This is a genomic window from Simiduia agarivorans SA1 = DSM 21679, from assembly GCF_000305785.2.
Classification (GTDB): Bacteria; Pseudomonadota; Gammaproteobacteria; order Pseudomonadales; family Cellvibrionaceae; genus Simiduia; species Simiduia agarivorans.
In genome coordinates this window covers 4077177-4091837 of record NC_018868.3, presented here as the reverse complement: position 1 = coordinate 4091837, position 14661 = coordinate 4077177, and the positions used below count along the sequence as shown (strand labels likewise).

Annotated in this window: 10 protein-coding genes; 1 reads left to right on the top strand and 9 read right to left on the bottom strand. The window is 54.9% G+C overall.

All coding sequences use genetic code 11. The features are described from left to right. Positions 1-112: 112 nt before the first annotated feature. The 6 genes from M5M_RS18265 to M5M_RS18240 all read right to left on the bottom strand — a co-directional run bounded on the left by M5M_RS18265 (position 113) and on the right by M5M_RS18240 (position 10588). Positions 113-826, bottom strand: coding sequence for a YebC/PmpR family DNA-binding transcriptional regulator (locus M5M_RS18265; RefSeq protein ID WP_015048997.1), 714 nt, complete (start codon positions 824-826; stop codon positions 113-115). 69 nt (positions 827-895) lie between these two features. Continuing rightward, positions 896-1696, bottom strand: coding sequence for an SDR family oxidoreductase (locus M5M_RS18260; protein WP_015048996.1), 801 nt, complete (start codon positions 1694-1696; stop codon positions 896-898). A 20-nt stretch (positions 1697-1716) separates the two neighbouring features. Next, positions 1717-2892 carry a BaiN/RdsA family NAD(P)/FAD-dependent oxidoreductase gene (locus M5M_RS18255; protein ID WP_015048995.1) on the bottom strand — a complete coding sequence of 392 codons (1176 nt, stop codon included), beginning with the start codon at positions 2890-2892 and terminating at the stop codon, positions 1717-1719. Positions 2893-2941: 49 nt separating this feature from the next. Next, on the bottom strand, positions 2942-4738 hold the full coding sequence (locus M5M_RS21015) for a M20/M25/M40 family metallo-hydrolase (protein WP_015048994.1): 1797 nt from the start codon (positions 4736-4738) through the stop codon (positions 2942-2944). A gap of 126 nt (positions 4739-4864) precedes the next feature. Continuing rightward, complete coding sequence (locus tag M5M_RS18245) at positions 4865-7051, bottom strand: M4 family metallopeptidase (protein ID WP_015048993.1); 2187 nt, start codon at positions 7049-7051, stop codon at positions 4865-4867. A gap of 507 nt (positions 7052-7558) precedes the next feature. Then, positions 7559-10588: an MFS transporter gene (locus tag M5M_RS18240; RefSeq protein ID WP_015048992.1), complete on the bottom strand. Its 3030-nt coding sequence runs from the start codon at positions 10586-10588 to the stop codon at positions 7559-7561. Positions 10589-10736: 148 nt separating this feature from the next. On the opposite strand from M5M_RS18240, the gene M5M_RS18235 reads away from it, so the two are divergent. Next, entirely contained in the window at positions 10737-11465 is a 729-nt protein-coding gene (locus tag M5M_RS18235) for a helix-turn-helix domain-containing protein (RefSeq protein ID WP_015048991.1), read from the top strand. On the opposite strand, the gene M5M_RS18230 is transcribed toward M5M_RS18235, so the two are convergent. From M5M_RS18230 to M5M_RS18220, 3 genes are all read right to left on the bottom strand, one after another. Beyond that, the gene (locus M5M_RS18230) at positions 11455-12993 is read right to left on the bottom strand and encodes a PilT/PilU family type 4a pilus ATPase (protein WP_015048990.1); all 1539 of its coding nucleotides are present in this window, start codon (positions 12991-12993) and stop codon (positions 11455-11457) included. The two genes, M5M_RS18235 and M5M_RS18230, sit on opposite strands and share 11 nt — an antisense overlap. Before the next feature lie 87 nt (positions 12994-13080). Next, positions 13081-13494 (bottom strand): hypothetical protein, encoded by a 414-nt coding sequence (locus M5M_RS18225; protein WP_015048989.1) that lies wholly within the window; start codon positions 13492-13494, stop codon positions 13081-13083. Positions 13495-13619: 125 nt separating this feature from the next. Further along, on the bottom strand, positions 13620-14453 hold the full coding sequence (locus M5M_RS18220) for a type 2 periplasmic-binding domain-containing protein (RefSeq protein ID WP_144062499.1): 834 nt from the start codon (positions 14451-14453) through the stop codon (positions 13620-13622). Positions 14454-14661 lie beyond the last annotated feature (208 nt).

Genomic DNA, 14661 nt, shown 5'->3' with positions numbered 1-14661 from the left:
TGCGAAATTTGTGGCTGGGAAAAATTGGGGTCAGATAAGCATTTCCGAGACCTGCAGGTTAAACGTTAACCGGTCTCAAACGGAAATGCTTATCTGACCCCAATTTTTATTTTTACAGCTCGCCGCTGTGATACACGTTCTGCACGTCGTCCACGTCATTCAGCATGTCCAACAGCTTTTCAAACATTTCCCGGTCCTCTTCCGGCACCGGGGTGGTTTCCTTGGGCAGGAACTGGATTTCATCCATATCAAATTCCACGCCTTCAAAGGCTGCTTCCAGCGCAGTTTTGGCTTTGTAGTAATCCGTGTGGGCAGTCACCGCGGTGACCTTGCCGTCGGATTCCTCGATATCGATTAATTCGACATCCGCCTCCATCAGCGCTTCCATGGCAGCTTCTTCATCGCCCGAGAAGACAAACAATGCGCCGTGATCGAACATGTGGGCCACCGTGCCCTGCGTGCCCAGTTTACTCTTGGTTTTATTGAAGCAAATGCGCATCTCGGAAAAGGTGCGATTGGGATTATCGGTGAGGCACTCCACTATCACCATGATGTTGCCAGGGCCGAAACCTTCATAGCGCGCTGGCGAGTAATCTTCGCCACCACCACCAGCTGCTTTATCCAATGCCTTCTGGATTACGTGCGCAGGTACCTGCTCTTTCTTGGCCTTATCGATCAGGTTGCGCAGTGCCAGGTTGCCCTCGGGCTCTACGCCGCCCGACTTTGCGCAGACATAGATCTCACGACCATAGCGGCTGTAGATCTTAGATTTCATGTCGGCCGTTTTGGCCATGGATTCTTTGCGGTTCTGGTAAGCGCGACCCATTGGGTTTTCCTTCAGATAAGGTGACGATCAATTGCCGTAATTCTACCGAGCTAACCTGCGCGGCTCAAATCACCGCTGCGGCATACGCTTGGCCACCAGCCGGAACACGAGCGTTGGGAGCAGCCGTTTCAGCCAAAGGGCCTGCATTTCCTTGCCCTCACCCACCGGAATTTCGGGCCGCCGCTTGTCCCAGCCGGCCACAATCTGCCGGGCCGCCTTATCCACATCCATGCCGTTGGCAATATCGTCATCCACAGCGCCAAAGGCGGTTCCATCGCCATTGAGGGCAGCCACCGAGATATTGGTGCGGATAAAACCCGGCACCACGGTAGACACCCGAATCCCCTGATGCGCCACCTCGGCCCGCAGTGCATCAAAAAAACCCATCACGGCGTGCTTGGCCGCGCAATAACCCGTGCGGTATGGCACACCGATTTTGCCCGCCACCGACGCCGTCACCGACACATGACCACGACCTGCCGACAGCATATAGGGCAGCACTGCCTGGGTAAGCGCTATCTGGCCCAGCACATCCACTTCAAACAATTGCCGGTAAGTGCTGAGCTGGGTATCCATACACAGCGAGCGCTGGGACAAGCCGGCATTGTTAAACAGATGATCAATCTGGCCGAAGCAGTCCATCGCTTGCTTGGCTTTTACTGGCAGTTGATCGGTGGCGGTCACATCCAGAGGCAATACAATAATATTGTTAGCTTCCGCGCCGGCGTCGATGCAGGCAAGTCTGACCCTTTCCAACTCGGATTCGCGTCGGGCGGATAAGATGATTCTGTCTCCCCGACCCGCCAACAGCATGGACACGGCTTCGCCAATGCCCGACGAGGCGCCGGTAATCCAGTAAACCTCAGACATATTTCTCCCCTCTCACACTGCTATGCAAACTGCCCGGCACAAAAACCGCTGGCCCAGGCCCATTGAAAATTGTAACCGCCCAACCAACCGGTAACGTCCAGTACTTCGCCAATAAAGTAGAGCCCTTGCACCTTATTGCTCTCAAAGGTTTTGGAGCTGACCTCCCGGGTATCGATGCCACCCAGCGTGACTTCCGCCGTGCGGTAGCCTTCGGTACCCGATGGCGTGACCTGAAACCGGTGCAGTGCATCTGCCAGGCTTTCCACATCACTGACGGTCAGTTGATGTACCGGCTTGTTGACGCCGGTGTGATCGAGCCATTGCTGCACGAATCGCTTCGGCAACAGGCTCGCCAACTGGTTTTTCAGCTCGGCCTTTACGCCCGCCTGTTGCCAGTCTTTTATCAGCGCCTCAACGGATTGCCCGGGCAGAAAGTCCAGGGTGAGCGCATCGCCCAATTGCCAATAGTTGGAAATCTGGAGCATTGCCGGCCCGCTCAACCCGCGATGGGTAAATAACAACGGGTCATGGAATCGCGTGCCATTACAGGTGACTTGCACATCCACAGACAGGCCTGACAATTCGGCAAACACCGGTTGCCAACGATCTGAAAAGGTAAAGGGGACCAGTGACGCCCATCGGGGTAAACAGTGGTGACCAAACTGTTCGGCAATCTGAAAGCCCCAACCGGTAGCACCCAGGGTGGGAATGGACAGACCACCGGTAGCCACCACCAGGGAAGCGCATTGGACCTCGCCTTCAGCGGTTTGGAGAACGAAACCTTCGCCGGTTTTTTTTACCGAATCGATGCCGCAGTTTACCTTCACCGTTGCGCCGGCCCATTCACATTCCGTGAGCAGCAGATTCAGAATGTCGCTGGCTTTGTTATCACAAAATAACTGGCCCTTGGTTTTCTCGTGGTAGGGCACACCATGGCGCTCCACCAACTCGATAAAGTCCTGCGGCTTGTAACGGGCCAATGCCGATTTGCAGAAATGAGGATTGGCCGACAGATAGTGACGGGGCTCGACCACCAGATTGGTGAAGTTGCAGCGCCCGCCGCCGGACATGAGTATTTTCTTGCCGGGCTTGTTGGCATGGTCCAGTACCAGCACCGAACGCCCGCGGTAACCCGCTTGCGCTGCACACATCAGACCGGCGGCCCCCGCGCCCACCACTACCACATCTGTTTTCAAGGATTTGGCCACTTTGGTGAAAAGTGGCCATTATGGCAAAAAAGCCGCCTCAGGGCGTGGCTTTGTAGTTAAGGGTCATACCACTGGCGGCAGAATAGCCCCGGATGCCGATATGCCAGGTGCCGGCTGCCGGCGCGTTAAAGCTGCAGCTTTCGTTATTGCCGTTTTTGTAGGGCCGGCAATCGTAGCTGCTGGTGGTGGGCTCACTGCCGGCCCGGACATAGAGATCACCATCGCCGCTGCCACCGGATAACGTCACATCCAATCGGGTATATCCGGCCGGCAACGTGAGGGAATAGCGTACCCAACCACCCCGGCTGACCGACACATTGGTATAGGTTTCTTCGATCACCTCACCCGGGCCACCACCACCGTCGGCGCTGAAACTGCCCGTTAAGGTCACACCGGAAAAAGCGCTGTAACCTTTGATACGCACATAGTATTTACCGCTGGCGCTGAGGCTGCAGCTTTCCGCATTACCGTTTTTATAGGGCCGGCAGTCGTAGCTGCTGTCGCTTGGCTGGCTGCCCAGCTTCACGTACAGATCGGCATCGCCAGAGCCGCCCGACATAGCGACCTGGATGGCCGAGCTACCCGCGGGCACATCAAAGGTGAAATCCAGCCATTCGCCTTGTGCGCCGGCAAGGCCGGCTTTCGGCACGCCATTCTCAAGCGCGTTATCCGGTGGCGGAATCACCACACCGGCGGGCTTGGCCAGCTCGACGGCGTAAGCGGCGGCCAACTGTGCAAATTTAAACGAATGCCCCACGTCGTAGGTATTGTCGTAGGCGGTGTGGATATTCGGGTTACTTTGATTCAGATTGGATTCAAATGGCATGGACGCCGCATAACCCTGGCCGTGCCAGGACGCATGATCGGAGCAGCCGTAACCACACTGACCAAAACCGTAGGTAACGCCGGTGAGGTAGGTATCGATCAGCTGCGCCATAAAATTATTCTGCGCACTGTTGGTGTAATCGGTCATAAAGACAATGTCCTTATTGGCCGTGCCTTTGTAGCCACTCATATCAAATTGGGCCACGCCCACCACCTGTGCGCCGGCATTTTTATGCGCCTGGGCAATGGCCTGTGATCCCTTGAGGCCCACTTCTTCAGCGGCATAGCCCATGAGTTTAATGGTGCGCGCGGGCTTGAAGTTGGTCGAAACAATGGCGCGCAGCACTTCCGTCACCACCGCAATTCCCGAGGCATTGTCGTCGCTGCCTGGCGCCCGTCCCGTGGATGGGCTGCTCTGGTTTATGGAATCCAGATGACCGCCAAGCACCACGATTTCTTCAGGCAAATCCTGACCTGTGATCGTCAATACCACAGAGGGTTGCGCCCAGGTGTGGGACACCAATTCGACCTGAATATCTGACCGGCCATTGGCAATGGCGGCCCATTGATTGCGAATCCAGGTAGCCGCATCCACGCCCGTTTGCTGCGTGTAATAGCGATTGTGGTAATTACTGAGATTGGTCACCATGCTGCTCATGTTATTGCTGTTCAGGGCGCTCAGCATGGCATTGACCTGCACGGGGCTATCGATGCTATAGGCCACCAGATTCTGACTGGGCAACGCCATGGCCTTAGCCGCAGCAACCGCTTCGGCTTCTGACGCATGCGCAATGAAACCACCGCAACGATGGAACTGGTCGTGCATGTATTCGCTTAAGCGCAATACATCTGCATTATCAAGCGCCGCCACCTGCACTGGCGACTGAGCCCATTGTTCTTTTGCAACCAGGCCAATCGTCGCACGGTTTGTGCGCAATGACTGCACCGCATCGGCGCCAATCGTAATCCAGGTTTTTCCTGTGTCCTGCGCCACCGACGGTAGCGCCATTATGAATAAACAAACTCCAACCAAAAGCCGGGACATAACGACCCCCTTGCCGCTAGGGCAAAATAATTGAAAGAAAAAAAGGGCAGGCGTTTGCCTGCCCCAGGGTGCACAGATTTGTGCGAGAGATTATTGCGGTGTTGCGGTGTAGTTCAGTGTTACACCCGATGCGGCGCGATAACCGCGGATACCGATGTGCCAGGTACCGCTCTGCGGGTTATTGAACGTGCAGGTTTCATTATTACCATTCAGGTAGGGACGGCAGTCATAAGATGACGTGGTGGGTTGGTTGCCAGCACGCACATACAGATCTGCATCGCCACTGCCACCACTGATGGTGACTTTCAGTTCGCTGTAAGCGCCATCAAGAGTGACGGTGTAGTACTTCCAGGCGCTGCGTGAAACCGAAATATTGGATACCGTTTCATTGATCGGATCCGCACCACCACCGCCGCCACCTTCGGTAAAGCTACCGGTAAGCGTCACGCCGGAGAAGCTGGAATAGGCCTTCACGCGAACATAGTAAGTGCCGCCGGTTGCCGTGCCGGTACAGGTTTCATTGTTGCCGCTCAGGTAGGGACGGCAATCATAGCTGCTGTCGGTAGGCGCAGAACCGAATTTCATGTACATATCCGCATCACCAGAACCGCCGCTCATGTTAAAGCTGATGTTGGTTGCGCCGGCGGGCACTTGCATGGTGTAGACAATGTCATTGCCTGTCGTAGCGGATAAGCCAGTGACCGGTACACCATTGGTCAGCACGTTATCACCGGGTGGTGGTGGCGGGGTACCGCCGCAATCCGGGTTGCTCGCGCTGGAACTGATGCCCACAGCCACCAGTGAAGCCTGGACATCATCTGTGTTAAATCCAAGGTCACAGGCAGCATCCAGCACGCCATTACCCGCCACATCCCAGTTGGTATTGGCGGTCCAATACAACTGGTTAGCACGGGCGTAAACCTGGAACGCTTTCTGGGTATTCCAACCGCTGGTGGTAGCCAGCAAATAGAACGCCTTGTTGTACACGCCCGAGCTGTAATGCACATCCATACCCGAGGTGTAATCCGATTGATGACCAATGGATTTGCCATCCTGAGGCGGATTATTCATGTAACGTAAAGCACCGGAGGATTTGAAAATGTCGGCACCCACCAACCAATCGTTGGTGCCCTTCATGAAATATTCCGCCGCCTCACCGGCCATATCTGAAAACGCCTCGTTCAGACCACCGGATTTACCCGAATAAACCAGATTGGAATTCTGCTCGGTAAACCCGTGGCTCACCTCATGCGCGGAGACATCCAAACTGACCAGCGGATAGAAATAGCTGGCGCCGTCACCAAAGGTCATGGCACTGCCATTCCAGAAGGCGTTTTCATAATTGTTCGAATAATGAACCCGCATTTGCAACTGGAACGTCAACGGTGCCGTACCCACATAGGCCTGGTACATATCAAACACCACACCACCAAAGTAGTGGGCATCGTTCAACGGCGAGTAAGCGCCGTTGATGGATTTAACCGTATTTTCAGGGCAGGTAAAACTGAACGCAGAACTGCCCGACGTGCCGTGATTGAGGTTCACGGTTTTCACGTTGGTATTGTTCATGGTACAGGTAGAACCGGATTGGCTGACATTCAGGTAGCCGAAGTCGGTGCCGTAATAATATTGGCCGGTCTTGGTGTTGCCGCCGGGGCCCTGGGCATTGGCAAATTGCAGATTATCGCGTTCTTCCAACACCGCGCCGGTAAGGGCATCCATGATGATGTAGGGGCGGCTAGGCTCGTCGCCGTATTGCACATAGGTCAGCTCGTACACCAGACGCGCACGGCCAGCGGCATCTTGCCATATGGCTAAACGGGACGATTCGTTTTCATAACTGACCGGTGCCCGGTTAGCCATGACAGTCGCGCCAGCCATGGTACGTGCCTTGGCTTTTGACATAGCCGCATCGGCTGTCATGCGCGGCGTAAGCATGCTCACGTCGCTGGCAATGCCTTGCAGTACCGCGCCGTGTGCGCGTTTGAACATACCGGTACTGTGCCGGCTGATGACCACGTCATCGCCTATCACGGGCAAACCCTGATACGTTTGCTGATAGCGAATCGTCACCGAGCCGTCGGCATCGGTGTAAGTTCGACGTACCTGAAGATCGTCACCGGTGGTCAATCCCAGCGCCTGCTGGCTGGAAGCTTGTGACATGAGTGCGGGCGCGCCCAGTAAATTGGCAACGATATCCGGCCGCTCCTGCAGTGCTACCCGCTCTGCTGCCTGTGCGCCCACAACAGTGGCAACACCCAGAACCAAGGCAGACAACTGCCCCTTTTTTTGATTGTCATTATTAAATCCCTGTATTGATTATTGACGGGAAGTGACAGCCCCCTACTTCCGCATGACCTGCAGCTCAGCACCCGCGTCAACAGATGTCGACCCACAAGCAACGAGGCTAGCGCAGTTGAAAATCGCCAACCGGTCATCGATGACAAAATGATTGAATAAACAAAAAGAAAATGAAAAAAGAAATAAAACGCCAAGAAATGTAAAAAAATGTAAGAAACATTGACGCCATACTGGTACGTCAGCTCAAGGAAAAACGCGCCAGCAGAACAATTATTGCGACACAGCTATTTAGCGACAATATTTATTGCAAAGGGTGATCTTGCATTAGCACAAAAGCGGGGCAACATTGGAAAATAATGGGGCAGTTTTTTTGATAAAAAAACATTACCCCTAACAACTGAATTTAATGATAAAGCCTGAACACGCGAGAAATTTTTCAACCGCCTGCCCTATTTTTCCGCCCACAATCCGGACGGAGAATTTTCAGCAATGGACAAAACCTTCCTGATCCAGGCTGGCCGCGAAATCGAGGCCCAGCCAATCCTGTCCTTGCTCATGCTCTACCCTATAACCTTCCTGTGCCAGCTGGCGGCCTCTGGCCGGGCTGACCGCCACAGCCAGCGCAGCGCCTGCGTTTGACTCAACGAGCCGCAAACTCTGCCCCGGCAACGGCAGTCCTGCGCTACCGGCGCAATACCCGCGTTGAATACGCCAATAAGCGGTATCCAATGCATCGGGCACATTGACGGCCACAACCGCTACCGCAGGCATTGCCGATAAACCAAAGTAAACCGGCTGATTGAATCGGGCTTCGAAGGATTCAGCCAGTGCGTTTAATTCAGCGCGTTCAGCCCCTGCATATTCCACGATGACCATGCGCACAGACTCGAACATCAACGGCTCAACGCTTTCGTCGGCGAGCATCGCCAACAATTGCTGGCGGGAAAGCGACAACAATGTCACTTTACAACGTGCAACACGTTTTGCGATGGCCAGGGTCTGGTCGGGTGCTTCGCTTACCAGTGGCATGCCTTCAAGCAACGGCATCAGCTCTGCCATCAACCAGGCAAATGCCGAATCTTTGGGGGCAAAAGAACCAACCACATCGTCTTCTTTCGTATTCAGCATATCGCTGACCTGTTTGCTATTCAGCAAAAGATCCCTGCCGGAAAAACTGATCCAGCGGCCGTTGTGTTGATGCCAACTCACCGGCGCATCGTTGCCAACGCTTCGCCCAAACAGGAACAGCATCAGGTTCAATGGCAAAAAGCGCGCGCACAGCCGATGGATCAAGCTGACATTGCCATCGTAGACAGGCACTTCCGGCAGTTCAGTCCCAGCCGTATTTACAGCGTTTTTCTGACCAACAAGGGTAGCAACGGCGGTCGATTCCGCGCCGTTATCACCAGCGGTTACAATGACGGATGCGCCAGAAAGTATCGCTGCCATATGGGCGACCAGGCGCTCAGCCGGATCATCGACCGCGAGACTCAACACCTTGCCAGACAAATCCCGTCGCTTGATCTCACCCGCCAAGGCCAGCGCACGACCAAACAGGGCGCCGTAACGCTCACCATCACCGCGAGGGCCCACCACGGCGAGCTGCCGCCAATGGCGCCGCATTTGCTGCACCAGTGTTTCCGCCAGGTTACCGAAATTTTCGCTGTGGAATTGCCACACACTGGCCGACAGCTCAAACACTTTCTGCTTTAGTTCGCTCGCCTTGGTATCGATGGGCAGGGGTGCGCCAAACGCCACAATCAGATCTCGTCGGGTGCCTTCGGGCGCGCGCTGCTCACGCAAACGCTCACTGGAGCGGGAGAACTTGCTACCCCATAAACCATGCAAATAAAACGGTACTATCACACCCTCTTCAAGGCCGGCAGCAGCCCGTTCAAAACCGGTGTGAAATTTCCCCAGTTGGCCATTGCGGCTGATGGCGCCCTCGGGAAACAGGCACACCACTTCACCCTGGCGCAACAGCTGATTGATATCCTGCAAGGCCTCTTCACTGTGGCCCTTGGCAATGGGGATAACGCCGAAGATTTTCAGGAACGGTTTTAACAACGGCTGGTTGTATATTTCCCGTTGCATCACAAAACGCACCGGCCGCGGACAGGCAATTTGTACCAGTGCCCAGTCGATCCAGCTGATGTGATTCCCCAGCAACAATACCGGGCCTTCCGACGGCAGGTTTTCAAACCCGGCCACCGCGATCCTGTAACGCCCGCGAAACAAAAAACCCACCAGCAGTCGGGTAAAGGCATGAGGCAACTTCCACAGGGTGTAACCTGCACCCAGCAACGCAACGATACCCAAGGCACCAAGCAGCCAGGCCGCACTGAATTGCAAGGCGGCAAAGACGACAGTCACCACCAGAAAGCTCAGCATGGCAATGTTCTGGATCCAGTTATTGCCGGCCAGAATGGTACCCAACTGGCCGGGGCCCGCATGAAACTGGATCAGGGCGTTGAGTGGCACAATAAACAAGCCGCCCATGGTGCCCAGAATCAGGAAGCACAAGGCCAACGCCATACTGCTGGACAGACCCGGCATGACAAACAGCGCCAGCGTCAGACCCAGCGCCCCCACGGGAATCAATCCGGTTTCGATGTAATTGCGCGACAAACGCCCTGCCAGCACGGAGCCCAACATAATGCCCAAGCCGGTGCAGGCGAGAATGCCCTGAATCACCAGTGTATTGGTCTCCCCCAAAGACTCCTTGGCAAAGGCCGGAAACGCCGCCAGCACCACCTGGGAAATGGCCCAGAAAGTCGCCAGGCCGATAATCGATAACCAGATCGCCGGCCGGGATTGCAACAGCCGCAGGTTTTTGCGCAGATAGATAAACTTTGCGTAACGAGACAGGCGGAATACTTTCTCCGGCCGCGGCTCTGAGCGATCTTCCAGTTTGTGGGCCAACCACAATTCGAGTGAGGCCAAGGCCACCAGAACCCATCCCAGCGGCGCCAGAAAGGTCAGCAAGGCATCGGGGTCCTTCGGCAGGTCAGCGGGCAGGAGCAATTCGAACAGAGCGGAAAACACAAAGGTGCCCATCAGAATGCCAAGGATACTGGTGGCATTCACCACGCCATTGGCGCGCGCTAACGGCTCTTTGCCCACCAGCTCCTTGATATAGCCATATTTGGCCGGGCTGTACACAGCGCTCTGTATTGCCAACAGCAAGGTCATGGCAAACGCCGCCCAGAACCAGCCCTGGTAGTAACAGAGGGTGATTAACAGGGTCACCGCCACCACGGCCCAGGCGCTGACCCGCATAATCTGGTGTTTGGGGTACTTATCGGAGAGAAAACCGGAGGGCGAAAAGAGCAATATGAAGGGCAGCAGAATCAGGCTGTTCACAATCGCCGTGAGGACGATTTGCAGGTTGCCGTCATACACCTTGAACACGGTGTTCTGAATGATGATCTTGTGGCCCAGGTCCACAAACGCATTGAGAAACACTACCGCAATATAGGGTACAAAGCCCCGGAAGTCCGTCAATTTGGGCATGCTGCCTCTCCTTGGAAACCGATTGGATGCCCGGCAAGATGCCCCAACAGCCAAAATAACACCACCTTTTATACAAAAGTTGTGTAAAACTTGCTATAAAGTATCGAATAACGATACCTTTTAACGCTTTACCTCCCCAGGCAACATCATGGCACAGGCCGACGCGCTGCTCGATACCCTCAAAGCCCAGCTCCGGGCGCACAAGATCCGCTACCGGGAGGTGGCGCAAGCCTTGTCGCTGTCGGAAGCCAGCATCAAACGGCTATTCAGTACCCGCGGCTTCGATCTGCCGCAACTGGAATGCATTTGCCGGCTGATGGGGCTGGAAATTTCCGATCTGTTTCAGGCCATGCACGGCCAAACCGCGTTAAAGCAGCTGACACTGGAGCAGGAACAAACCATTGCCAGTGATGCCACCATGTTATTGGTGACCGTGTGCGTATTGAATCGCTGGCGGCTGGAAGACCTGACCCAACACTATCAGCTGACCGAAGCTCAATGCATACAGCTGTTGGCTAAACTCGATCGCATGCAGGTCATCGACCTGTTACCCAAAAACCGCATCAAATTGAAAATTTCACCCAATTTCCGCTGGCGCCCAGGTGGCCCTATTGAACGCTTTTTTATGGAACGGCTGCAACGGGAATTATTTCAGGCTGACTTTTCCAAACCTGAAAACAAATTGCATGTACTGAACGGGATGTTGTCGACCTCCGGCCAACAGGAACTTCAACGCAAACTGGACCAATTGATTATTGATTTTGAGCGCCTGAATCAGGCCGATGCAAGACTCGATGTGGCCGAGCGACACGGCACCACACTGGTACTGGCCATGCGCGACTGGCAATACCAGGCCTTCCGTACGCTCAACCGGTAACCGCACGTGCACGCGAGGCTTTTTGTGCCAGCGGCAGGGAGCTGAGTAAGCTGGCAATTTCCACGTTGATTTCCTGCTGGTCCCGCGCCTGCTGACCGGTAGTGCGCGATGCCATCAAATGCCACACAGGTTTGCCGGCGGACGTGGTTGCCTGCACCACCAGAATGCCGCGACCCGCGCCCTGCTCAGCAACTTGCAGCTCGCTTGATTCATCGGGTGCCACCCATTCTGGCGCCTGCCCCACACCAAACCCAAAGCGCACCAGAAGATCCGGTTTTTCGTGCGATAACGCATAACCCCGGTCACGAAAACCGGATTCGATAGCCTGCTTCAGAATCGCTTCCAGGTCTGGCCGTCGTGACAAACCCGCACCTGCTGGCTGCACTGCAAACGTTCTGAAGCGGGAAAAATCCACGGATTTTGAAAGCCAATGCTTTTGTGGCGTCAGGTAACGGCTGCCACTCTCGGCTTTGCCCATTTTGAAACGCAACGCCAGATTAATGCGCGAATCTGCCAACCGCATGCCCTCCTCTTCGCTGATGCGGCCGGCAGTAATCAGATGATAGAGCGAATCATCGAAGGTCTGGCAATTGGGGTTATCGCCGGAGGCCATGGCGTCTTTGATTTTTTCATGCTTGCCGCTATCGATCAGTTCGGCGATGTAGGGCGAGTTCAGCAACAACTCCACCGGCGTCACCCGCCGGCCATCCACGCCGGTGGCGCGACGCTGGCTGACAATGCCCAACAGGTACTGCGCCAGGTCCTGACGCACGCGCACTTGTTCATCGTGCGGGAAAAAATTGAGCATCCGGTCGATGGCCTGGTGCGCATTATTGGCATGCATGGTGGACAAACACAGGTGCCCGGTTTCAGCGTAGCGCAGCGCCTGGCGGGCAGTTTCCGGATCGCGGATTTCGCCAATCATGATCACATCCGGCGCTTCGCGCAAACCGAAACGCAGGGCATCGGCATAGCTATGAGTATCGATACCAATTTCACGCTGACTGATCAGCGATTGTTTGTGCTGGTGGGTGTATTCGATGGGGTCTTCCACCGTGAGAATATGGCCGGGCCTGTGAGTATTGCGGAAGTCGATCATCGACGCCAGCGTGGTGGATTTACCGGTACCTGTGGCCCCCACCACCAACACCAGCCCCCGGCTTTCCAGCGCCAGGTCGTGCAACACATCGGGTAATCCCAGTTCACTGAGTGCCGGTATGCGATCCTTGATATAACGCACCACCATGGCCAGACTGCCTTTCTGGAAGTAAACGTTCACCCGGAAACGCCCGACGCCATCAAAGCCCATGCCAAAATCCAGGCCTTTATCGGCCTGCAGTTGCTGGCGTTGTTCATCGGTGAGCAGGTCATTGATCAGCGCATCCACCTGCGCACGCGGCAACGCCGGACCGGCGAGCGCGTGAAATTGATTGTCGATTTTCAAGGTGGGCCTGGCCTCTGCATTGACGTACAAATCAGATGCAGAGCGCGCCACCATAACAGACAGCAATCCTTTGAGCTCGTTCATACCTGCCTCCTTTCATGGTTGATACACCGGGCCAGAGAAGCCTCAGTCTAGCACCAAGGTACAGGAAAACTAAACCGGATTACCCTGCTAGAGGGCTGTGCCCGCCGCTTGCGCCGCTTTCTGCCTGATTAGCTGCACCATCTTCTCACGCGCGGGCACGCCCACTACCGGCGCCGTCCCGCGGTTGGTCACCCGGAAAGCTACGGCATCGGCCTCTGGCATGACTTCGACGATCAGACGCTCCCGGTCGATTACAAAGTGCAGCATAATTTCATAGCCCAGCGTTTCCTGAGCCAGGGGCTCAGGCGTTTTATCGGGCCAACCGTCACGGAAGGCAGAGAGTACCACCGTTCGCGCCTGAGCCTCTGTAAGCGCATACGCAGGCGTCATTTCAACACCCTGCTCGATATCTGCCACGGCCTCTTCGGCGCGGTGAATGGCAGAGCAGCCAGCAACGGCGAAAGACAGTAGAAAAAAGACAGTCCCAATTAATCGACCCATAACATCACCTCGTTCAACCTACGGAAGCTACGTGACCGTCAGTTGATCAGACCAACGGATGAGCATCTGACGTGCGCGCAAGCCACAGAAGAGAAGCACTCTTGCATAGGACTGCTGGCCATGCATTATTCTGATTGCGCTTCGCACGGATCAATAAATGCCAGCGAGCGATTAACGTGTTGTTGTTTGTCTTCCTCGCTGAAAAACAGCAATCGGCGCTGACATAAATCAGCCTTGTCCAGCGCCGACTGAAAGTATTGCCTGAACATGGCATTCAATTCACCACTTTGCAGCATGCGATTCAAACCCAATGTCAGTCTCTCGGCGATGCGCGGCGATGCGGGAGATACATAGGTATAAGTGCTCAAGGGCATGTAGAGTGCAATGTCTGGCGCGACCACCAATGACGCGTGAACATCTGCCCGATGCTCGAGTTCTTGATAAACTTCATGAACACCCCGTAGCAGGTAATCAAAGCGTTTCTCAGCCAGCATGACAAATAACCCTTTGTAACTTTCTCCAGCTACCGTTGGCATACCATAGCGCTCAAGAAATCCCTTGGTTGACCAATCACTTTGCACGCCAGCGGTGAAGCGCCGCAGATCCTGCACAGAGTTTGCACTGCCAATCACGTTGGCATTATCGCGGTGCACCAGTAACAACCGATAATTCACAATACCCCTTCGTATGGGGACATCAATGCGAATAGCGTTTTCTTCCCACTCAGGACTCTCAACCGAAAAATACGTATTGATCAATTCGCCGGTACGGATGGCTGACAGGGCCCGAAGGCGTTTCATTTTCGGGCCATTCAAGTTCAGCTCAAAATCGCCAAATTCGGGACGTGTAAGCTCCAACGCACGCAACAGCACAGCGTTTTTATATTCATTTCTCGCGTCAGTGGCCACTTGAGGCGAGGGCAATACCAGTACATCCATAGCCACTGCCACTGCGGGCATAAGCACGCTAAATGCGGAAACGACATATCGAATAGTCCGAAACATGACTTAATGGTTCCCTCCAATCGGCCCCTGTAACCAACATTTATTTTTCTGGACTGGTGTCAGTATAGTGAAGATAACACTAGGGGGATCCCCCTTGTTTGTTCATCATTGGGACGTTTTGGGGATGACATGGATACAAGGCCTATGGGCAATGCCACGCATG

Excerpts from the sequence above, each read along its gene's own strand:
- M5M_RS18230 (WP_015048990.1), bottom strand. The coding sequence starts at position 12,993 with ATGAACGAGCTCAAAGGATTGCTGTCTGTTATGGTGGCGCGCTCTGCA.
- M5M_RS18265 (WP_015048997.1), bottom strand. The coding sequence starts at position 826 with ATGGGTCGCGCTTACCAGAACCGCAAAGAATCCATGGCCAAAACGGCC.
- M5M_RS18225 (WP_015048989.1), bottom strand. The coding sequence starts at position 13,494 with ATGGGTCGATTAATTGGGACTGTCTTTTTTCTACTGTCTTTCGCCGTT.
- M5M_RS18240 (WP_015048992.1), bottom strand. The coding sequence starts at position 10,588 with ATGCCCAAATTGACGGACTTCCGGGGCTTTGTACCCTATATTGCGGTA.
- M5M_RS18220 (WP_144062499.1), bottom strand. The coding sequence starts at position 14,453 with ATGCCCGCAGTGGCAGTGGCTATGGATGTACTGGTATTGCCCTCGCCT.
- M5M_RS21015 (WP_015048994.1), bottom strand. The coding sequence starts at position 4,738 with ATGGCGCTACCGTCGGTGGCGCAGGACACAGGAAAAACCTGGATTACG.
- M5M_RS18260 (WP_015048996.1), bottom strand. The coding sequence starts at position 1,696 with ATGTCTGAGGTTTACTGGATTACCGGCGCCTCGTCGGGCATTGGCGAA.
- M5M_RS18235 (WP_015048991.1), top strand. The coding sequence starts at position 10,737 with ATGGCACAGGCCGACGCGCTGCTCGATACCCTCAAAGCCCAGCTCCGG.